The sequence below is a fragment of the Variovorax pasteuri genome (assembly GCF_051216435.1).
GTDB lineage: Bacteria > Pseudomonadota > Gammaproteobacteria > Burkholderiales > Burkholderiaceae_C > Variovorax.
Genome location: NZ_JBPJZS010000005.1, coordinates 442,693 through 461,365, shown reverse-complemented (window position 1 = coordinate 461,365; position 18,673 = coordinate 442,693). Strand labels below are relative to the sequence as shown.

The following is an 18,673-nucleotide window of genomic DNA, read 5'->3' as shown; positions in this document are numbered from 1 at the left end:
CGCCTTCAGCCCTTGGCGCGGCAGGACGCGAGCGCGTCGAGGGCCGGCTTGTAGGTGGGCGTGGTCACATCCATCACACCCAGCACCGTGTGATAGAGGTTGTCGTGTGTCAGCGGCGCATCGAGCCCCGCTTCCATGCACGAGCGCGAGAGCTTGCGCCGCTCGCTCAGGCCGTCGCTGAACCACGTGACCATGGGCACGTGCTTCTGCGCCTCGGGTGCGAAGCTGTACGGCACGCCGTGCAGGAACAGGCCATATTCGCCCAGCGATTCGCCGTGGTCGCTCACGTAGAGCATTCCCGGGTCGTAGGTCTTCGACTGCGCCTTGAGCCAATCGATCGTTTCGCCGAGGAAGCGGTCGGTCTGCGCGATCGAGTTGTCGTACACGTTCATCAGCTCGTTGTGCCCGCACTCGGCCAGTGCGTTGGTCTTGCACTCGGGCTGGAAGCGTTTCACGTCGGGCGCGGAACGCTTGTAGTAGGCCGGGCCGTGGCTGCCCATCTGGTGCATGACCAGCACGATGCCCTTGGCGCGCCGTTCGGCCGGCAGCGCGGCGATGCGCTCGTCCAGGTTCTTGAGCATCACGTCGTCGAGGCACTCTTCGCCGTCGCACAGCGCCTTCTTGGTGGCGGCGTCGAGGCCGTCGAAGGCCGAGGCGTTCGGAACGCGCACGCACACGCCCTTGCAGCCGGCCTGGTTGTCGAGCCAGAACACGGCCAGCCCGGAGGCCTGCAGCACGTCCATGAGCGACTCGTAGTCGTCCTTGCGCGACTCGTAGCCCTGCTTGCCCAGCGGCGAGAACATGCACGGCACCGAGGCCAGCGTGTTGGTGCCGCAGGAGTGCACGTCGCGGTAGCTCAGCACGCCGCGCTTGGCGAGCTCGGGCGTGGTGTCGCGCGCATAGCCGTTCAGCGCGAAGTGGTCGGCCCGCGCGGTCTCGCCCACCACCACCACGAACAGCGGCGGCTTGGCCTGCGCCGCATAGCTCGCGCCCAGCGCCGTGCCGGCGGTGATGGAAATGAGCTTGCCGCTGCGCTTGAACAGCGGCTTGATGAGCAGCGAACCTGTGGAATACAGGGTCGCGATGGGGTTCATCATGTAGCGCAGATGGACGTTGTTGCGCATCAGGGGCGCAAGCTCGCGGTTCATCGCCACGGCCGCCCCCAGCGCCACGACCACGGCCAGCAGCAGCAGGGCCGCATTGCGCCAGAGTTTCGACAGGAAGCGCATCGGCATGATGCGCACGCGCCAGAGCGCCCAGCCCGCCGGCAGCGCGACGACCAGCACGTTGAAGGCCATGCGCCAGCTCAGCAGGTCGCGCGCCTCGTTGGGGTCGGTCTGCAACGCGTTGGCGATCATGGTCGGGTCCATGACCACGCGGTATTCGAGCATGTAGTGCTGGACCACGGCGGCCAGCACGACCACCGCGAACCACACCGGTTTCATCCAGCGCGACCAGGCCGTGAACGACAGCATGGCCACCAAGCCGCACAGCGTGAGCAGGCTCATCACCGCGATGGTGGGCAGGTAGGTGCTCGGGGCGCCGCCGATGCGGGCCAGGTCGTTCCAGAGAGGCCAGTTCGTGGTCAGGATCAGGTAGAGGCTGAGCCACAGCACGACCATGCCGGCCGAGCGGGGCCGGGCCAGCCACGCGTTGAAGCGCGTCCATGGAGCGCCGGAAACCGGCGAATGAGGCATCGAGGGCTCAGGAGTGTCCACGCGCTGCAGTGGCGCGGGGGCTATGCGGGAAACAGACATGTCGCGAATTTAGAGGGCTCGCCTGAAGGAAGCCTGAACCGCGCCATTCTGTCAGTGTTCAGGTCGTCCTTCGCACCCTTGCGCGCCGGCGCGCCATGACCGATGCCCCCATCGCGGCCTTGCCGATCGGCCGGGTCACTGCGCGCTCCACCACAATCGACACCAGCGCCCCCAGCATCACGGCCGACACGATGTCGGAAGGGAAATGCAGCCCCAGGAACATGCGGCTCCAGGCCACCACCGCCGCCACCAGCAGCGCCGCGCGCATCGGGGCGCGCGAGGGCAGGCACCAGAGCGAAAAGGCCACGGCGAACGCGCCCGCCGCGTGCAGGCTGGGAAAACCGGGGCGCGCGCCCTGCGGCACCCATTGAATGCCGAGGCCATAGAACGCGGGCCGCGGAATGGGGGCCACGGTGCGAATCAGGTTGACCATGAGCCATACCACCAGCAGGCTCGCCAGCGCGGTGAAAAGCGCATGGCGCCAGCGCCCGCTGACCAGGGCGCACACGCCGATGGCGAGCATCAGCAAGGCCGGCAGCACGTCGGAGGCGAACTCCGCGAAACGCAGGCTCCACCCGGGCACCGAGGCGCCCGCGTTGACGAGCCGGAACAGGGCAAAGTCAAGATCCTGCATGGGCGGGCAGGGCCGGCTTCAGCACGCGTGCACGGCCGCGCGTGAGCGCGACCTCGATGGCGAAACCGACCGCCCAGCACACCCAGCCCGTCCACAGGGTGTGGCTCATGTAATGAGCGCCGCGCAACTGTTGCGCCACCCCCAGCACGAGCCCCGCCGCCAAGGCCACGCCCAGCCAGACCGCCGCGGCACGCCCGGACACCCGGCGCAGCACGAAATACCCGCCCACGTAGGCGAAGGCCGCCGACGCATGGCCGGCCGGGAAGCAGCCGCCGGGGCCGCCGTCGTTGACGCCCCACGACCAGTGCGACACATAGCGCGCCACGCCGCCGAACTCCTGCAAGTCCCAGGGGCAGCTGGTCTGGCTCAGGTTCTTGAGCAGGCTGACGGCGATCACCGAGGCCAGCACGGTCAGCGCCAGCTGGGCGCGGGCGCCCATGGGCAGGCGTTTGAGGAAGCCGAGCGGCCAGCGGATGGCGGCGAACAGCCCGATCACGAGCACCCAGCTCAGGTCGCGCGCGCCTTCATGCATGACGTGGACCATGAAGGGGTTCGAACGTAAGGGAAAACCCATGGCAGAGCCCGCCATGCGCGCCAGCCACAGGTCTCCACCGGTTGCGTCCCATGCCATCACTGCAGCGAGCGCGACGAGGGTCATCACCCCCAGGCGAAAATTCGGGAAACGTGTCATGAACGAAGGCAAGACTGAAAAACAGTCGCGAGCCTACGTTTGCGGCATGAACAAAGCCTGAAGCGACCTGAACCGAATCTGACCGGGCCATCAGCCGCAACTCGGTGGCGCTAGACTCATTTGTTTCCTGGAAGGACATGGTGTGCGCATATTGCTTGTCGAAGATGACACCGCGTTGGCGGACGCCGTGTGCAGCTACCTGCTGGCCAAGGCCTTCGTGGTCGACGTGGCGCCCAGCCTGGCCGACGCGCGCGGCGCCCTGCTCTCGGTGCAGTACGCGGCGGTGCTGCTCGACCTGCACCTGGGCGACGGCGACGGCCTGTCGCTGCTGCCGCAGGTGCGCGCCCTGCCCGAACGCCCCATCGTCATCGTGCTGACCGCGCGCGACCAGGTGACCGACCGGATCCGCGGGCTGGACGCCGGCGCGGACGACTACCTCACCAAGCCTTACGACCCGGCCGAGCTGCTCGCGCGGCTGCGTGCGGTCGAGCGGCGGCGCAGCGCCAGCAGCTCGCCGGTGCTGAAGCTCGGCACGCTGGAGATCGACCTGGCGCACGACATGGTGCGCAAGGACGGCGCGCCGATCACGCTGACCCAGAAGGAATGGGCGCTGCTGCGCGTGATGGCCACGCGGCCCGAGCGCATCCACACGCGCGAGAACCTCGCGGACGCGCTCTACGGCTTCGGCGACGAGGCCGACAGCAACACGCTCGAGGTGTTCGTCAGCCGGCTGCGGCGCAAGCTCGGGCGCAGCCACATCCAGACGCTGCGCGGCCTGGGCTACCGGCTGTCCACCTCCGGGGACGACGACGAATGAGCATCCGGTTGGCCGTGGGCGGGCGCGACTCGCTCGCCGGGCGCCTCACGCGCACGCTGATCCTGTGGGTCGGCGGCGTGTGGCTGCTGTGCGTGTTCGCGGTGGTCTGGTATGTGGACCGCGAGATCAACCACAACTTCGACAACGAGCTGGTCGAGGTGTCGCACCGCATGTTCGACATGGCGGTGCAGGAGCTCGACAAGCTGCAGCACGTGAGCGGGAACGGCGACAGCACCGCCCCGCGCACCCCGCTGGTCGCGCCCAAGCAGCTGTTCTCGGAAGACGCGGTCATGTACCAGGTGGTAGATGTCCACGAGCACGTGCTGCTGCGCTCCGCCGAGGCGCCGGTGGACGCCTTCGACGTGCCGCTGGCCGCCGGCTTCGCCAACAACCAGGCCTGGCGCATCTACACCGTGCGCCACCCGACGCTGGACCTGTACTTCCAGGTGGCCGATCCGCTGGACGAGCGGCGCCGCGCGCTCAACCGCACGCTGTTCGGCCTGATCATTCCGCTGGGGGCCGTGCTGCCGCTGCTCGCGCTGGTGCTGCGCAACGTGGCACGCGCCGAACTGCGCGTGCTGCAGCAACTGGCCGGCGAGATCGAGAAGCGCAGCGGCGCCGACCTGCGTCCCATCACCCTGCCCGGCCTGCCGCAGGAGCTGCGCTCGGTCGGCGACCACGTCAACCGGCTGCTGGAGCGGCTGTCGCAGTCGCTGGACGTCGAGCGTGCGCTCGCCGCCAACGCGGCGCATGAGCTGCGCACGCCGCTGGCCGCGGCGCGCCTGCGCCTGCAGACCGCGCTGGAGCACGACCTGCGGCGCAACGACGTGCAGGCCGCGCTCGACGCGCTGCAGCTGCTGAGCCACCGCGCCGAGAAACTGCTGCAGCTCTCGCGCGCCGAATCGGGTGCGTCGCTGACGCGCGCGCGGGTCGACCTGGTGCAGCTTGCGGGCACGGTGGCGCAGGAGTTCTGGCAGGACGCGAACGTCAGCGAACGCCTGGCCCTGAAGGTGCCCGACAGCGCGGCCCCGATGGCGCTCGGCGACGTCGATGCGTTGGCCATCGCCCTGCGCAACCTGGTGGAGAACGCCCTGCGCTACGGCGGCGGCGGGCGCGTGGTGCTGGAGGTAATGACGCCCTGCACGCTGGCGGTGCGCGACTTTGGCGCGGGCGTGAACGTCGAGCAGCTGCAAACGCTGCAAAAGCGCCATGTGCGCCACAGCTCGGACCGCGCAGGCTACGGGCTGGGCCTGTCGATCGTGGGCACCATCGTCGAGAAGCACCACGCGACGCTGGTGCTGTCGTCGCCGCCCGCGGGCGCCACGCAGGGCTTCGAGGCGCGCATTGTGTTGCAGCCGGCCTGAACTTCCTCAGCGCCCGGCGGCTTCCTTCCTGGGCACGTAGCCGTACGAGTTGTCGAAGCCGAACTGGCCGGCGCCTGCCATGTCCGACATCTTCTTCACCAAGTGCTGCTGCACCGCCTTGGGCAACGCGAAGTAGTTGCCGTTGGCGGTGGTCTTTCGCTCGCCGTCGTAGTGCCCCGTGATCGCATGGATCGTCGCCTTGCTTCCCTTGTGGAAGGTCACGATCTTGATGCGGCCCACATAGTCGTCGTCGTCGATGTGATCGGCGCCGTCGGGGTTGTAGAAGCGGTACACCAACACCGGATCGACCAGCCCGTCGCCGTCGATGTCGGCGAGCTCGATGAGCTTGGAGCGGAAATTGACGCCCGCCTCGTCCTTGCCCGCAAAGTCGCGTATCGACCATTCCTGCGTCAGCGTGCGATCGCCCTCGATGCGGTACAGCGAGGCCCGGACGGCCGAGGACAGCTGCTCCTCGGGAAACGGCCGGTCCTGCTTCTCGCCGAGCAGCAAGGCGTGGCTGCCGGCCTTGTCCGTGTAGCAATAGCGCTTGAACACGGGGAGTTCGAAGCCGGCTTTCTTCAACGCCTCGGCGCTCAGGAACGGCGCGTTGGCCGGGCATTCGCGGGCGGCGGCACCTTTGCCGGCCTGCGTCTGCGCATGGCTGCAGGGGGCCAGCAAGGCCAGGGCCGCGAGCGCGAGGATCTTGAATTTCATCGGCGTTCGATGGCTTGTTTCTACTCGCTCACCAGCGTGCGCAGCCAGTCGGGCAGCGCCAGCGCCTTCTGCTTCGGAAAATCGACCCAGATCGTGGTCGCGCCGCCGGCCGCGCAGATCACGTCGGGCGCCTCTTCGCGCGCCATGGTGCCCCAGCTCTCGAAGGTGGTGCGGCCCGGGTCGCTCACGTACATCTTCAGCAGCACCTTGCCGGGGTACTCGATCTGCCGGTAGAAGTTGCAGAAGGCGTTGACGATCACCATGCCCTCGCCGCCCGGCTCGGGTTCGAAGCCGATGGAATGCATCCAGTCGATGCGCGCGGTTTCGAGGTAGCGGAAGTAGGTGCCGTTGTTCAGGTGGCCCATGGCGTCCATGTCGCCCCAGCGGATGGGAATGGACATTTCATACACGAGCTTCTTCTTTTCGGGAATTTCGATTCTCATCGGTGCGCCTTGATGGATGCGAGGATGCCCAGCACGAACAGCAGCGCCGCCACCCACTCGGTGGCCTGCGGCCAGCGGCCGTCCCAGACGAAGGAATAGAGCAATGCGAACAGCGTCTCGCTGACGATCAGCTGGCCGCACAGGCTCGCTGACAGGCGCTGGCTCGCGATGTTCCAGAGAATGGTCGCGAGCCACGACGAGCCGAAGCCGCCCGCCAGCGCGATCCACACGAAAAGCGTGCCGTTGGGGCGCGACTGCAGCGTGGCCAGGTCGCTGCCCGCGACCAGCCACAGCAGCAAGGCGCCCAGGCCGGTGGCAATGCCCAGCCAGTTGGCCCAGTCGGTCGCGTTGAGTTCGGTGTGGCGCTGCAGCCAGGCGGCGTTGAGCAGGCCGTAGAGGGTCCAGCTCACCATCGCGCCCAGCGCGAGCGCAATGCCCCAGCCAAAACGCGCTCCCCCGCCGCCCGTGCCGTGCTGCGCGGCCCACGCGCCCCAGATCATCAGAGCGATGCCCGCGCCCGTGAGCAGCAGCCCCGGCAGCAGTGCGCGCATGCGCAGCCCTGCGGGCCGGCCGAGCAGCATCATCCAGACGGGAATCGTGCCGATGATCAGGCTGGGCACCTCGGTGCCCGCGGCCTCGATGCCGAAGGCCAGCAGCAGGTAGTAGCCGCTGAAGCCCAGCACGCTCAGGCCCAACGCCGCCAGCGCCTGCCGGCCGCTCGGCCACCGCACCGCGGCAGGCCGTGCGAACACCGCGAGCCCCGAGATGGCGCCGAACACCAGGAAGCGGGACGCGGTGATGTCGACCATGCCGAAGTGGCCCACCATGCGCGGCGCCACGAACACCAGCCCCCACAGCGCCCCCGCCGCCAGGCCGGCGGCAACGCCGATCCAGGCCCGCGGGCTCAGAGTGCGAACCCGTCGTCGGCCGCGATGACGGCGCCGTTCACGAAATGGCTCTGGCCGCTGGCCAGCAGCACGATCAGCCCGTCCAGGTCCTCGGGCTTGCCCACGCGCTTGCGCGGCAGCATGCCGACCAGCTTGGCGCCGGCTTCGGTGGACCAGTGTTCTTCGTTGAGCTCGGTCGCGATGTAGCCCGGGCACAGCGCGTTCACGTTGATGCCGAAGCGGCCCCACTCGAGCGCCATGGCCTTGGTCATCTGCACCACCGCGGCCTTGCTCATGCAGTAGGTGCCGATCTGCGGCATGACCTTGAGCGCCGCCGAGGAGGCGATGTTGATGATGCGACCGCCGATGTAGGTGCCCGGCGCCTTGCCCCTGGCGCGCGCCAGCATGCGCTTGCCGACTTCCTGCGCGACGAAGAAGGAGCCCTTCACGTTGGTGTCGAAGATGTAGTCGTAGTCGTCGGGGGTCACGTCCTCCAGGCGCTGCGTGGTGCTCACGCCCGAGTTGTTGACCAGCACGTCGATGGGACCGACCTCGGTCTCGGCGCGCGCCACGGCGGCCTTGATGCTGCCGATTTCGGTGACGTCGAGGTCGACCACGTGGGCGTCCCCGCCCTCGCCTTCGATGCGCGCGCGCAGCTCCTTGAGCTTGTCGACGCGCCGGCTGGCCAGCACCACCGCGGCGCCGGCGCGTGCCAGCGTTTTCGCGAACTGGGCGCCGAGCCCGCTGGAGGCGCCGGTGACGAAGGCCACGCGGCCGGAAAGATCGATGCTGTAGGCCATGAACTTGAATCCTGTGGAGTCGCGCAGGTGACGTAAAAGGCGCGCCCATGGATGACAGGGGCCGCGCATGGACGCCGCATAAAATGCCCCCGCAAACCCGGCAAGCATGCCCCGCGCCTCGAAAAATCATTATCGACCCAACCCACATGACGCACGACGAAATCCTCGCCCAGTTCGGCCCTCGGGAAGCCATGGAATACGACGTGGTCGTGGTCGGCGGCGGCCCGGCCGGCCTCTCGACCGCGATCCGGCTCAAGCAGCTCGCCGCACAGCAGGAGAAAGAAATTTCGGTCGTGGTGCTCGAGAAGGGCTCCGAGCCCGGCGCGCACATCCTGTCGGGCGCCATCATGGACCCGCGCGCGCTCAACGAACTGCTGCCCGACTGGAAGGAACTCGGCGCGCCGCTGAACCAGCCGGTGACCGACGACGCCATGGTGTTCCTGGGTGAAAAGGGCAGCCTGCGCACGCCCAACGCCTTCCTGCCGGCATGCTTCCAGAACCACGGCAACTACATCATCAGCCTGGGTGCCTTCACCAAGTGGCTGGCGCAGCAGGCCGAGAACCTCGGCGTTGAAATCTTCCCGGGCTTCCCGGCGGCCGAGGTGCTCTACAACGAGAACGGTTCGGTGCGCGGCGTGGCCACCGGCAACATGGGCGTGGGCAAGGACGGCGAGCCGACCGAGAACTTCCAGCTCGGCATGGAATTGCTGGGCAAGTACACGGTGTTCGCAGAAGGCGCGCGCGGCCACCTGGGCCGCCAGCTGATTGCCAGGTTCAAGCTCGACGAGGGCAAGGACCCGCAGACCTACGGCCTGGGCGTGAAGGAGGTGTGGGAAATCGACCCGAAGCGCCACCAGCCCGGCTTCGTGCTGCACACGGCCGGCTGGCCGATGAAGAGCGACACCTACGGCGGCGCGTTCCTGTACCACATGGAGGACAACAAGGTCACCATGGGCTTCATCACGGGCCTGGACTACAGCAACCCCTACCTGAGCCCGTTCGAGGAAATGCAGCGCTGGAAGCTGCACCCCAACATCCGCTGGTACCTGGAAGGCGACGAGGCCAAGGGCATCAAGCCGGCCAAGCGCATCGGCTACGGCGCGCGTGCCATCACGGCCGGCGGCCTGCAGTCGCTGCCCAAGACCGTGTTCCCCGGCGGCGCACTGGTCGGCTGCGAGGCCGGCTACCTGAACGTGAGCCGCATCAAGGGCAGCCACGCCGCCATCAAGACCGGCATGCTGGCCGCCGAAGCCGCGTTCGACGCGGTGCAGGCCGGGCGCCAGCACGACGAGCTCACGGCCTACCCCGAGGCCTTCGAGAAGAGCTGGCTGCACACCGAGCTGAAGAAGGCGCGCAACTTCAAGGCATGGTTCAAGAAGGGCCTGGGCGTGGCCACCCTCATGAACGGCATCGAGCAATGGCTGCTGAAGGGCAACATTCCCTGGACGCTGCGCCGCACCAAGCCCGACCACCTCTACCTGAAGCCCGCCGCCGAGTGCAAGCCCATCGTCTACCCGAAGCCGGACGGCAAGCTCACCTTCGACCGGCTCTCCAGCGTGTTCATCAGCAACACGAACCATGAAGAGCAGCAACCGGCCCACCTGACGCTCAAGGATGCGACGGTGCCGGTCAACATCAACCTGGCCAAGTTCGCGGGCCCCGAAAGCCGCTACTGCCCGGCGGGCGTGTACGAGTTCGTGGGCACCGAAGACGGCAAGCAGCGCCTGCAGATCAACGCGCAGAACTGCGTGCACTGCAAGACCTGCGACATCAAGGACCCGACGCAGAACATCGTGTGGGTCACGCCTGAAGGGGGCGGCGGGCCGAATTACGTGGGGATGTAAGCTCACCCCGCATGTTTTCCGAAGCCCTCCACGGAGGGCTTCTTGCATTGCGGGCGGGGTGCGTGCAACCCCTCAGGCGAGGTATGCAGCCACCTCGTCAGGCGCCAGGAAGCGCACGAGCGACACGTGGGCCTTCTGCTCCGAATGGAGCACCCCGTTGAACCCGTTCCAGCTGCGCGCGGGTTTGTCCTCGGTTTCGACGGCAACGAGCACCAGCTTGCCTTGCCTGCGGGCGTTTTCGCGCAACGTGCCCTCGCCCCAGGACCAGGCCATGCCGTCCACCAGTTCGCCGTTGGAGAACGCCGTGGCCTGCAGCCACAGGTACTCGGCGGCGTCGCTGTCGCGCGAATCGTCTTCGTCGTCGGCAGCCGGCCGCTCGGCGAAGGACTGGCGGATGCCCAGCGTCGCTGCGTGTGTGCGCATCAGGTCCTGCAACAGCGAGAACGCGTGGAAGTTGTTGTTGATGCCGTGGGCCTTCACGACCATGCCGACGCGTGAAGTGGGCAGCAGCACCACCAGCTCATCTTCGTAGGCCAATTGGGCAGCACCGCGCAGGAAATGCAATTGCTCGAAAGGCAGCGCGTCGTTGGCGTACATGTCTTCGATGTGGGACATCAGCACCCCGTCCGCCAGCAGCGCGCGGTAGTTGTGCACATCGCGCACGACCATCGCCATCAGCGGCAGCACCAGCAGGTCGACCGCAGCCTGGCGCGCGCCGACTTCGAAGCGCTCCTGGGGCGCCAGCGCCTCGAACGCGGCGTTGGCGGCTTGCCAGGCGGCGAGTGCTTCCAGCTCTTCTAGCTCTTCCTCGTCCTGCGCTTCATCGGCTTCGGCTTCCTGCGGCGCCATCGCGCAATACGGTGCCAGGGACGCAAGCAGCCGGCCCATCAACCCCTGCGCCGCATCGAAGAGCAGGCGCGGGTCCGCCCCGTTCTCCACGAGTGCGCCGCACAACAGCGCGAGCAACGCGGCGCGGTGCGGATGAAGGCCGGGCAGCAAGCCCGCGCTGGCCCGCAGCACGTCGTCCTTGTCCGGGTTCTCCAGGGTGTCGAAGTAGAACGACTGCACTTCCTCGCGCTCGAAGAAGGTCGCCTGCGTGTCCAGGTCGGCGTCGTGCAGAACGGGCTGTTGCAGGGTGGCGAGCAAATCGGGTGGCAATGCTTTCATGCGCAAATTGTGCTGCACCTCTTTTGCACTTCGAGGCGCTATCCTTGTTCGGCACAAGGAGACAAGACAACCATGCACATCGTCATCACCGGCGGCGCCGGCTTCCTGGGCGCCCGCCTCGCCCGCACCCTGCTCAAGCAAGGCCAGCTCTCGCTCGCGGGCGCGCCCCCCCGGACCATTGAGCGCATCACCCTGGTGGACCGCGCCCCTCCACCCGCCGACCTCGCGGCCGACCCGCGCATCGCCGCCGTCACCGGCGACCTCAACGCGCAGCTGGCCGCCGATGCAGACACCGCCCCCTGGCGCGAGGCCGACGCCATCTTCCACCTGGCCGCGGCGGTCAGCGGCGAATGCGAGGCCGACTTCGACCTGGGCATGCGCAGCAACTTCGCGGCCACGCACGCCCTGCTCGAAAAGGTACGCGCGCTCGGCACGAAGCCGGTGCTGGTGTTCGCCAGCTCGCTCGCCGTGTTCGGCGACTCGCCCGAACAGCCGCTGCCCCCGGTCATCGAAGACCACACGCTGCCCACGCCGCAGACCAGCTACGGCATCCAGAAGTTCATCGGCGAGCAGCTGGTGGCCGACTTCACCCGCAAGGGCTTCGTGCGCGGGCGCAGCGTGCGGCTCATGACGGTGAGCGTGCGCCCGGGCAAGCCCAACGGCGCGGCCTCGGGTTTCTTCAGCGGCATGATCCGCGAGCCGCTGGCCGGCCTGCCGGCCGCCTGCCCGGTGCCCGACGCCACGCCGGTCGCCATTGCGTCGCCCGCGCGCACCATCGAGGGCATCGTGCGCGCCGCCGAGGCGACCGACGCGCAATGGGGCCCGCGCACCGCGCTCAACCTGCCCTCGCTCGCCACCACCGTGGGCGAAATGGCCGCGGCGCTGGAGCGCGTGGCCGGCAAAGCGGCCACCGCGCTGCTCGACCGGACGCCCGACCCCGCCATCCAGCGCATCGTGAAGACCTGGCCCGGCCGCATCGAGACCGCGCGCGCCCGGGCGCTGGGGCTCAGGCCGGACCCGAGCTTCGAGGCGGTCATTCGCGATTACGTCCGTGAAAATCCCGACGCGGTAAAGCTCCCGGGTGTTGCATAGTCCGGTGCGCCTGACACGTTCCTGACCAAACTCCCGGAGACAACATGAAATTCGGCCCCATTGCCGCCGCCTGCCTTTCGCTCGCCCTGAGCTCGGTCGCCTTTGCACAGACGACCATGAAGATCAGCATCTCGGTCGCGCAGAACTCGCATCAGGGCGTGGCGATCGACACCTTCGCCAAGGAAGTCGAGAAGCGCACGGGAGGCCGCTACAAGGTGCAGACCTTCTACAACGGCGCGCTCGGCGGCGAGCGCGAGTCGATCGAGGCGGTGCAGTTGGGCACGCAGGAGCTCGCGTTCTCCTCGACCGGCCCGGTGCCCAACTTCGTGCCCGAGACGAAGATCCTCGACGTGCCTTTTCTCTTCCGCGACAAGGCCCATGCGCGCGCCGTGCTCGACGGCCCGATCGGGCAGGACCTGCTGACCAAGTTCGATGCCAAGGGCTTCAAGGCGCTGGCGTGGGCCGAAAACGGCTTTCGCCACATGACCAACAGCAAGCGTGACGTGAAGGCGCCCGAAGACCTCAAGGGCCTGAAGATGCGCACCATGGAAAACCCGGTGCACATCGCGGCCTACAAGGGCTTCGGCATCATCACCACGCCCATGGCCTTCCCGGAAGTGTTCACCGCGCTGCAGCAGGGCACGGTCGACGGCCAGGAAAACCCGCTTCCCGTCATCATTTCGGCCAAGTTCGACCAGGTGCAAAAGCACCTGTCGCTCACGGGCCACGTCTACTCGCCCTGCATCTTCCTGATGAACAAGGCGAGCTTCGACAAGCTCTCCGCGGCCGACAAGCAGGCCTTCCTGGACGCCGCCAAGGAAGGCACCAAGGCCAACCGCGCGCGTGTCGACGAAGACGACGCCAAGGGCGTGGCCGACCTGCGCGCCAAGGGCATGACCGTGATCGACAACGTCGACAAGGCCAAGTTCGTCGCCGCGCTCGCGCCGGTGAACGCCCAGTTCGAGAAGGACTTCGGCAAGGCCAATCTCGACAAGATCCGCGACTACAAGTGAAAGAAAAATTCTTGGGGATCGAGCGCTGGACCACCGGCTTCTCGATGCTGATGGCCTGCGCGATGCTGGTGGTTGCGTCGGCCCTGGGCGTGTTCCAGATCGTCACCCGCTTCGTGCTGGAGCAGCCGGCCGAGTGGAGCGAGATCCTGATCCGCGTGAGCCTCATCTGGATGGTGTTCATGGGCATCCCGATGGCGTTTCGCCAGGGCGCGATGGTGAGCGTGGACGTTCTGTACCGCTGGAGCCCGCCGCGCATGCGCCGCGTGCTCGACGCGGTGGTGAGCGTGGCCGCGCTGGTGCTGATGCTCATCGTGCTGTGGTGGGGCTGGGACTACGCGATGCGCGGGCGTGTGCAGTCGATGGCCGGCCTCGAAAGCCTGTCGATGATGTGGTCGTACCTGGCGTTGCCGGTCGGCTCGGTGTTCTGCCTGTTCGGCATCGTGGGTAATTTTCTCGACCCCAAGCGGCTCGAACTGGAGACCGCGCAATGAGCGCCGCGCCGGGCCGCCCCCAGCAAGCGAACGGCCCCCTCGGGGGGCAGCGAGCACAAGAAGTGCCGAGCGCGGGGGCTGCATCATGAGTGTGGTGATGGTTGCAACGATGGTGCTTTGCTTTGCACTGTCGATCTCGGTGGCGGTGTCCATCGGGCTGGCGTCGATCCTGGGCATCCAGGTGGCGAACGCCAACATGCTGATCTCCGTGAAGGAGATGTTCAACGCGATCAACAAGTTTCCGCTGGCGGCCATTCCGTTCTTCATCCTGGCGGGCAACCTGATGGAAACCGGCGGCATCTCGCGCCGGCTGGTGGAGTTCGCCAAGAGCATCGTGGGCGGCGTGCAGGGCGGCCTGCCGATGACCTGCGTGCTCACCTGCATGATCTTCGCGGCGGTGTCGGGCTCCTCGGTGGCGACCACCTTCGCGATCGGCGCGATCCTGATTCCCGCGCTCATCAAGCACGGCTATCCCACGTCGTACGCGGCAGCGCTGCAGGCCACCAGCGCGGAGCTCGGGGTGATCATTCCGCCGTCGATCCCGATGATCCTCTACGGCGTGAGCGCCGAGGTGTCCATCGGCGAGCTGTTCATCGCGGGCTTCGGCCCCGGCATCCTGATCAGCCTGGCGTTGATGCTGTTCGTGTGGATCTACTGCAAGTGGAAGGGCTGGGGCAAGAACGACGGCGAAGGCCGCATGCCCTTCGGCCGCGCACTGTGGCAGGCCGGCTGGGCGCTGCTGATGCCGGTGATCATCCTCGGCGGCATCTACGGCGGCATCTTCACGCCGACCGAGGCCTCCGCGGTGGCGGTGTTCTACGCCCTGGTGGTGGGCATGGTGATCTACCGCGAGATCAAGCTGAAGGACCTGTACGCCATCTTGCGCAAGTCGGTGATGTCGTCGGCGGTGATCATGTTCATCATCGCCAACGCGGGGCTGTTCGCGTTCCTGATCACCCGTGCGGGCGTTCCCGACGCCATCGGCCACTGGCTGCAGGAGGTGCTGAAGTCGCCGGCGATGTTCCTGCTGGGCGTGAACGCGGCGCTGTTCGTGATCGGCATGTTCATCGAGACGAGCGCGGCGATCATCGTGCTCGCCCCGATCCTGGCGCCGGTCGCGATGCACTTCGGCATCGACCCGGTGCACTTCGGGCTGATCATGGTCGTGAACCTGGCCCTGGGCATGATCACGCCGCCCTTCGGCGTGAACCTGTTCGCGGCCTGCACCGTGGCGCGCATCTCGCTGGACCGCATCGTGAAACACCTGGTGCCTTTCGTGCTGGTGATCCTGGCCTGCCTGATGGTGATCACCTACGTGCCTTGGGTCTCGCTGGCGCTGCGCGACCTGGCCTATTCCAGGTAGGTTCGGCGCAGGTACGCGCTGGGCGGCACGCCCAGCGCGCGCCGGAACATCGCGGTGAAGGCGCTCGGGCTCTCGTAGCCGTGCGCCAGCGCCACTTCAAGAATCGAGGCGCCCGCGGCCAGCTTCGGCAGGCTCAGCAGCAGCCTCGCCTGCCGGCACCAGGCGCCGAAGTTCATGCCCGTCTCGCGCTGGAACAGGCGCGCGAGTGTGCGGCTGTTCATGTGCAGGCGCAGCGCCCAGTCGTCCAGCGACGCGGGCAGCGACGGGTCGCGCACCAGCGCCTCGCACAGCGCCGCCAGGCGAACGTGGCGGGGCATGGGCACATGCAGCGACAGGGCGGGCGCGGCCTCGATCTCGTCGAGGATCAGCTCCATCACCCGTTCGTCGCGCCCGCCCGGCGCATAGTCCAGCGGAAGCGACGCGGCGGCGACGATCAACGCCCGCAGCAACTCGCCGACACGGATCACGCGGCATTCGCCGCCCAGGTCGGCGCGCGTGCCAGGCTCGACGAAGACGGTGCGCATCTTCACCTCGCCCGCCATGCGGATCTGGTGCGCCATGCCGGCCGGCACCCACACGCCGCGCCCCGGCGGTACCACCCAGCTGCCAGCCACGGCGCTGACGAGCATGACGCCTGAAATCGCATGGATCAGTTGCCCGCGCCGGTGCGTGTGCAGCGGAATGAAGGCGTCGCCGTCGGGGTCGGTCGCCAGCACGGCCATCGGGCGCGGGGTCGACTCGCCTTGTTCAGGCCGCAGGTTCAGTTTGTCCATTTCTCGACGATAGATGCTGATTCGTAGCGAGAACATCTTCGCGCGGCTTTCTACGATGGCTTTTTTCAATGGACATCCAGAAAGCGATCGAATGAACAAGCGCCGCCTCGGCCTGCTCACCGGCACCCATGCCGTCAATGACCTCTACCAGGGCCTGGTGCCGGCCCTGCTGCCTTTCATGGTGCTGGAGCGCGGCTACAGCTACACGGCCGTGAGCGGGCTGATGCTCGCGGCCACCGGCCTGTCGAGCGTGGTGCAGCCGCTGTTCGGCCTCTACGCCGACCGCCACCCGCGCAGTTGGCTGGTGCCCACGGGCTTCCTGGTGGCCGCGCTGGGCGTGGTGCTGGCGGGCATCAGCCAGAGCTACCTGCTGACCTGGATCGCCATCGCGCTGTGCGGGCTGGGCATTGCGGCCTACCACCCGCCGGCCACGGTGGCGGCACGTGCGGCCGGCGGGGCCTCGCAGAAAGCGATGAGCGTGTTCTCCGTGGGCGGCACCATCGGTGCCTCCTTTGCGCCGGTGCTCGCGGCCACGGTGGTCGGTGGTGGAGGCCTGTCGCGCAGCTACCTGCTGGGGGTGCCGGCGCTGGCGATGGGCGTGGTGTGGCTGCTGGCGAATGCGGGGCGCGGCGGTGCGTCCGCCGCCACGGCAGCCGCCGCGCGCAAGGCCGCCGGCGAGGTGCTCAAGCCCCACAACGACTGGCGCGCGTTCGGGCTGCTGGTGGCGACCATCGTGGGCTGGTCGATTCCGTACGTCACGGTGCTGTCGATGCTGTCGCTGCGCATCACGCGCGACCTGCACGGCACGGCCTTCCAGGGCGCGGCGGCGCTCACCGGCTTCACCGCCGCGGGCGCGGTGGGCGTGCTGCTCGGCGGCTGGCTCGGCGACCGCATCGGGCGCATGGGCACCATCCGCAGCGGCTACGTGCTCGCCCTGCCGTCGCTCGCCGGCCTGGTGCTTGCACCGACCCCCGGCTGGGCGCTGGCCTGCACCGCGCTGCTCGGCATGAGCATGTTCCTGCCCTTCGCCGCGCAGGTGACGCTGGCGCAGGACTACCTGCCGCGCAACCCGGCCACGGCCAGCGGCATCACGCTGGGGCTGGCGCTGTCGGTGGGCGGCCTGGTGTCGCCGCTGTTCGGCATGCTGTCGGACGCGCGCGGGCTGGGCGTGACCTTCACCGCGGTGCTGTGCGTGCTGGGCGCGGCGACAGTGCTGGCGCTGCGGTTGCGCAACAGGGCGATGCAGGTGGCGCCGGCGGGGGTGCAGCGCGCTGCGACTTGAGCCCCACCGTCACCCATGGCCGTCGAATCTCGCATTGCGCGCTTTATGCTCGATTCGACGCGCATCGAGCGACAGCCCGGCCTGGCGGGGTGATCCTTTAGCGGGAGGTGTCGTGCGAGCGCTCCACCGTTTCGGCCGATGATCGGGGCCGACAAACGACAAGGAGGAGACTTCGCCATGTACCGATCACTGAGTTGCCTTCTCGGCGGCACGCTGCTGGCCACGGCCGCCTTCGGCGCTGCGCCGGCAACGACGGGCACGCAACCGGCACCGGTGAATCCGGCCGCCAGCATTGCCGAGGTCGAAACCGCCGTGCGCACCTGGGCGGCCGCATGGTCCGCCCGTGACGTGGCGCGCTACCTGGCCACCTATGCACCCGACTTCACGCCGCCCCGCGGCCAGGACCGCAAGGCCTGGGAAGCCGACCGCCGCACGCGCATCGCCGACAAGACCGCCATCCGCGTGGACATCGACAACCTCGTCATCAGCGTCACCGGGCAGGCCGCCAGCGCGAGCTTTCAGCAGACCTACACCGCCGACAAGCTGCGCGAGAAGAGCCGCAAGACGCTGGAGCTGCAGCGCGTGGGCAACCAGTGGCTCATCCGCAAGGAAATCGCGGGCGGATGACGCAGCCAAAGACCGTTGCCCGTGTAGACCAAACGGTTCATGAAGATGTCACCGCTTGCAACAATGCTGCAGCCCTCGACTCCCGAAAGCTGTGGCTGCCATGTTCCCCACCAAGACCGACAAGGCCCGCGATGAACTCCAGGGCGGCCAGCGCACGCTCAGCCAGCGGGAGCGCGCGCTGTTGCTCATGGCCGACGGCCGCCGCTCGCTGACCGACTTCAGCCCGCTGTTCAGCACCCGTGACGAGGCCGAGCAGGCGCTCCAGGCGCTGGTGCAGCGGGGCTACCTGCAAGACCCGCAGGCCGCCGCGGCTGCGGCCGCGCGGGCGGCACAGGCGGCACAGGCCTTGGCCGTGCCCGCCGCCGACACGATCCAGGTCAGCACCTCGGCCGACAGCTTCGACGGCAAGCGCTCGCTGGCCACCACGCGCATGTTCCTGTTCGACATCTGCGAGCGCATGTTCGTGCGCCGCGACCCCAAGTTCGCGCTGCAGATGCGCGACGCCCTGCGCGAGGCGCGCGACCGCGAGGCCATGATGACCATCGCCGCGCTGATGCTCAGCGAAATCGAGAAAGCCGCCGGCCCGGAGCGCGCCGAATCGCTGCGCGAACGCATCGACCGGCTGCTGCCGCCGGCTGAAATCGTTCACTGAAACGAAAACCCCGCGCACCGCGATCCACTACACTCGCCCGGGTCAGGAGAGAGCCCCGCGCGACGGGGCCGCCGAAGGCGCAGGGGATTCCCGAACGCTCAGGCAAAAGGACTGACAAGGCGCCGGTACACACCGGCGTTTCCTTGCTGGAGAGAGGCCGCCGCACCGGAAACGATGCAGCAGCCCACCGAAGGAGCAAACCCCGATCGTGGGGCGAATCTCTCAGGTAAAGCGGACAGCAGGGGTGGCCCATGGCTTGCGT

Annotated in this window: 19 protein-coding genes and 2 riboswitches; of the genes, 10 read left to right on the top strand and 9 right to left on the bottom strand. The window is 68.0% G+C overall.

Annotated features, from left to right (window positions below):
* Window positions 1–5: 5 nt before the first annotated feature.
* From ACSFBM_RS21180 to ACSFBM_RS21170, 3 genes are all read right to left on the bottom strand, one after another.
* The gene (locus ACSFBM_RS21180) at window positions 6–1,697 is read right to left on the bottom strand and encodes a phosphoethanolamine transferase (RefSeq protein ID WP_435486155.1); all 1,692 of its coding nucleotides are present in this window, start codon (window positions 1,695–1,697) and stop codon (window positions 6–8) included.
* A 118-nt stretch (window positions 1,698–1,815) separates the two neighbouring features.
* The gene (locus tag ACSFBM_RS21175) at window positions 1,816–2,391 is read right to left on the bottom strand and encodes a phosphatase PAP2 family protein (RefSeq protein ID WP_435486133.1); all 576 of its coding nucleotides are present in this window, start codon (window positions 2,389–2,391) and stop codon (window positions 1,816–1,818) included.
* Window positions 2,378–3,082, bottom strand: a complete 705-nt coding sequence (locus tag ACSFBM_RS21170) for a phosphatase PAP2 family protein (protein WP_435486132.1) — start codon at window positions 3,080–3,082, stop codon at window positions 2,378–2,380. Before ACSFBM_RS21170 ends, ACSFBM_RS21175 begins: the two co-directional genes overlap by 14 nt.
* Before the next feature lie 142 nt (window positions 3,083–3,224).
* Between ACSFBM_RS21170 and ACSFBM_RS21165 the strand changes: the two genes are divergently transcribed.
* The gene (locus tag ACSFBM_RS21165) at window positions 3,225–3,899 is read left to right on the top strand and encodes a response regulator transcription factor (RefSeq protein WP_435439358.1); all 675 of its coding nucleotides are present in this window, start codon (window positions 3,225–3,227) and stop codon (window positions 3,897–3,899) included.
* A complete protein-coding gene (locus ACSFBM_RS21160; RefSeq protein ID WP_435486131.1) occupies window positions 3,896–5,263 on the top strand; it encodes a sensor histidine kinase in 1,368 nt (455 codons plus the stop codon). The genes ACSFBM_RS21165 and ACSFBM_RS21160 overlap by 4 nt, the downstream gene beginning before the upstream one ends.
* Window positions 5,264–5,269: 6 nt before the next feature.
* On the opposite strand, the gene ACSFBM_RS21155 is transcribed toward ACSFBM_RS21160, so the two are convergent.
* The 4 genes from ACSFBM_RS21155 to ACSFBM_RS21140 form a co-directional block, all read right to left on the bottom strand.
* Entirely contained in the window at window positions 5,270–5,977 is a 708-nt protein-coding gene (locus tag ACSFBM_RS21155; protein ID WP_435486130.1) for a M949_RS01915 family surface polysaccharide biosynthesis protein, read from the bottom strand.
* Between the two features lie 20 nt (window positions 5,978–5,997).
* Complete coding sequence (locus ACSFBM_RS21150) at window positions 5,998–6,420, bottom strand: acyl-CoA thioesterase (RefSeq protein WP_435439361.1); 423 nt, start codon at window positions 6,418–6,420, stop codon at window positions 5,998–6,000.
* Window positions 6,417–7,247 (bottom strand): DMT family transporter, encoded by an 831-nt coding sequence (locus tag ACSFBM_RS21145; RefSeq protein WP_435486129.1) that lies wholly within the window; start codon window positions 7,245–7,247, stop codon window positions 6,417–6,419. Before ACSFBM_RS21145 ends, ACSFBM_RS21150 begins: the two co-directional genes overlap by 4 nt.
* A 77-nt stretch (window positions 7,248–7,324) precedes the next feature.
* On the bottom strand, window positions 7,325–8,107 hold the full coding sequence (locus ACSFBM_RS21140; protein ID WP_435486128.1) for an SDR family oxidoreductase: 783 nt from the start codon (window positions 8,105–8,107) through the stop codon (window positions 7,325–7,327).
* Between the two features lie 146 nt (window positions 8,108–8,253).
* Here ACSFBM_RS21140 and ACSFBM_RS21135 point away from each other — a divergent pair, with 146 nt between their 5' ends.
* A complete protein-coding gene (locus tag ACSFBM_RS21135) occupies window positions 8,254–9,951 on the top strand; it encodes an electron transfer flavoprotein-ubiquinone oxidoreductase (RefSeq protein ID WP_435486127.1) in 1,698 nt (565 codons plus the stop codon).
* Between the two features lie 72 nt (window positions 9,952–10,023).
* Here ACSFBM_RS21135 and ACSFBM_RS21130 read toward each other — a convergent pair whose 3' ends face one another.
* On the bottom strand, window positions 10,024–11,118 hold the full coding sequence (locus ACSFBM_RS21130; protein WP_435486126.1) for a hypothetical protein: 1,095 nt from the start codon (window positions 11,116–11,118) through the stop codon (window positions 10,024–10,026).
* A gap of 72 nt (window positions 11,119–11,190) precedes the next feature.
* Between ACSFBM_RS21130 and denD the strand changes: the two genes are divergently transcribed.
* From denD to ACSFBM_RS21110, 4 genes are all read left to right on the top strand, one after another.
* Window positions 11,191–12,210: a D-erythronate dehydrogenase gene (gene denD / locus ACSFBM_RS21125; protein ID WP_435486125.1), complete on the top strand. Its 1,020-nt coding sequence runs from the start codon at window positions 11,191–11,193 to the stop codon at window positions 12,208–12,210.
* A 44-nt stretch (window positions 12,211–12,254) separates the two neighbouring features.
* Complete coding sequence (locus ACSFBM_RS21120; protein ID WP_435439367.1) at window positions 12,255–13,223, top strand: TRAP transporter substrate-binding protein; 969 nt, start codon at window positions 12,255–12,257, stop codon at window positions 13,221–13,223.
* On the top strand, window positions 13,220–13,714 hold the full coding sequence (locus tag ACSFBM_RS21115) for a TRAP transporter small permease (RefSeq protein WP_435439368.1): 495 nt from the start codon (window positions 13,220–13,222) through the stop codon (window positions 13,712–13,714). The genes ACSFBM_RS21120 and ACSFBM_RS21115 overlap by 4 nt, the downstream gene beginning before the upstream one ends.
* Window positions 13,715–13,799: 85 nt before the next feature.
* Window positions 13,800–15,077 carry a TRAP transporter large permease gene (locus ACSFBM_RS21110; protein ID WP_435486124.1) on the top strand — a complete coding sequence of 426 codons (1,278 nt, stop codon included), beginning with the start codon at window positions 13,800–13,802 and terminating at the stop codon, window positions 15,075–15,077.
* Here ACSFBM_RS21110 and ACSFBM_RS21105 read toward each other — a convergent pair.
* Entirely contained in the window at window positions 15,065–15,850 is a 786-nt protein-coding gene (locus ACSFBM_RS21105; protein WP_435486123.1) for an AraC family transcriptional regulator, read from the bottom strand. The two genes, ACSFBM_RS21110 and ACSFBM_RS21105, sit on opposite strands and share 13 nt — an antisense overlap.
* A gap of 91 nt (window positions 15,851–15,941) precedes the next feature.
* Between ACSFBM_RS21105 and ACSFBM_RS21100 the strand changes: the two genes are divergently transcribed.
* From ACSFBM_RS21100 to ACSFBM_RS21090, 3 genes are all read left to right on the top strand, one after another.
* Window positions 15,942–17,132: an MFS transporter gene (locus ACSFBM_RS21100; protein WP_435486122.1), complete on the top strand. Its 1,191-nt coding sequence runs from the start codon at window positions 15,942–15,944 to the stop codon at window positions 17,130–17,132.
* 177 nt (window positions 17,133–17,309) lie between these two features.
* Window positions 17,310–17,759 (top strand): YybH family protein, encoded by a 450-nt coding sequence (locus tag ACSFBM_RS21095; RefSeq protein WP_435486121.1) that lies wholly within the window; start codon window positions 17,310–17,312, stop codon window positions 17,757–17,759.
* Between the two features lie 100 nt (window positions 17,760–17,859).
* Window positions 17,860–18,411: a hypothetical protein gene (locus tag ACSFBM_RS21090; protein WP_435439373.1), complete on the top strand. Its 552-nt coding sequence runs from the start codon at window positions 17,860–17,862 to the stop codon at window positions 18,409–18,411.
* Window positions 18,412–18,444: 33 nt separating this feature from the next.
* A riboswitch (glycine riboswitch) is annotated at window positions 18,445–18,535 on the top strand.
* 12 nt (window positions 18,536–18,547) lie between these two features.
* Window positions 18,548–18,660, top strand: a riboswitch (glycine riboswitch).
* The last annotated feature ends 13 nt before the right edge of the window (window positions 18,661–18,673 follow it).

Bases quoted from the DNA above. Each gene is read 5' to 3' on its own strand.
- ACSFBM_RS21160 (WP_435486131.1), top strand. From the start codon at position 3,896: ATGAGCATCCGGTTGGCCGTGGGCGGGCGCGACTCGCTCGCCGGGCGC.
- ACSFBM_RS21130 (WP_435486126.1), bottom strand. From the start codon at position 11,118: ATGAAAGCATTGCCACCCGATTTGCTCGCCACCCTGCAACAGCCCGTT.
- ACSFBM_RS21155 (WP_435486130.1), bottom strand. From the start codon at position 5,977: ATGAAATTCAAGATCCTCGCGCTCGCGGCCCTGGCCTTGCTGGCCCCC.
- ACSFBM_RS21110 (WP_435486124.1), top strand. From the start codon at position 13,800: ATGAGTGTGGTGATGGTTGCAACGATGGTGCTTTGCTTTGCACTGTCG.
- ACSFBM_RS21105 (WP_435486123.1), bottom strand. From the start codon at position 15,850: ATGGACAAACTGAACCTGCGGCCTGAACAAGGCGAGTCGACCCCGCGC.
- ACSFBM_RS21150 (WP_435439361.1), bottom strand. From the start codon at position 6,420: ATGAGAATCGAAATTCCCGAAAAGAAGAAGCTCGTGTATGAAATGTCC.
- ACSFBM_RS21120 (WP_435439367.1), top strand. From the start codon at position 12,255: ATGAAATTCGGCCCCATTGCCGCCGCCTGCCTTTCGCTCGCCCTGAGC.
- denD (WP_435486125.1), top strand. From the start codon at position 11,191: ATGCACATCGTCATCACCGGCGGCGCCGGCTTCCTGGGCGCCCGCCTC.
- ACSFBM_RS21095 (WP_435486121.1), top strand. From the start codon at position 17,310: ATGTACCGATCACTGAGTTGCCTTCTCGGCGGCACGCTGCTGGCCACG.
- ACSFBM_RS21170 (WP_435486132.1), bottom strand. From the start codon at position 3,082: ATGACACGTTTCCCGAATTTTCGCCTGGGGGTGATGACCCTCGTCGCG.
- ACSFBM_RS21135 (WP_435486127.1), top strand. From the start codon at position 8,254: ATGACGCACGACGAAATCCTCGCCCAGTTCGGCCCTCGGGAAGCCATG.
- ACSFBM_RS21140 (WP_435486128.1), bottom strand. From the start codon at position 8,107: ATGGCCTACAGCATCGATCTTTCCGGCCGCGTGGCCTTCGTCACCGGC.
- ACSFBM_RS21090 (WP_435439373.1), top strand. From the start codon at position 17,860: ATGTTCCCCACCAAGACCGACAAGGCCCGCGATGAACTCCAGGGCGGC.
- ACSFBM_RS21145 (WP_435486129.1), bottom strand. From the start codon at position 7,247: ATGGTGGGCCACTTCGGCATGGTCGACATCACCGCGTCCCGCTTCCTG.
- ACSFBM_RS21100 (WP_435486122.1), top strand. From the start codon at position 15,942: ATGAACAAGCGCCGCCTCGGCCTGCTCACCGGCACCCATGCCGTCAAT.
- ACSFBM_RS21175 (WP_435486133.1), bottom strand. From the start codon at position 2,391: ATGCAGGATCTTGACTTTGCCCTGTTCCGGCTCGTCAACGCGGGCGCC.
- ACSFBM_RS21180 (WP_435486155.1), bottom strand. From the start codon at position 1,697: ATGCCTCATTCGCCGGTTTCCGGCGCTCCATGGACGCGCTTCAACGCG.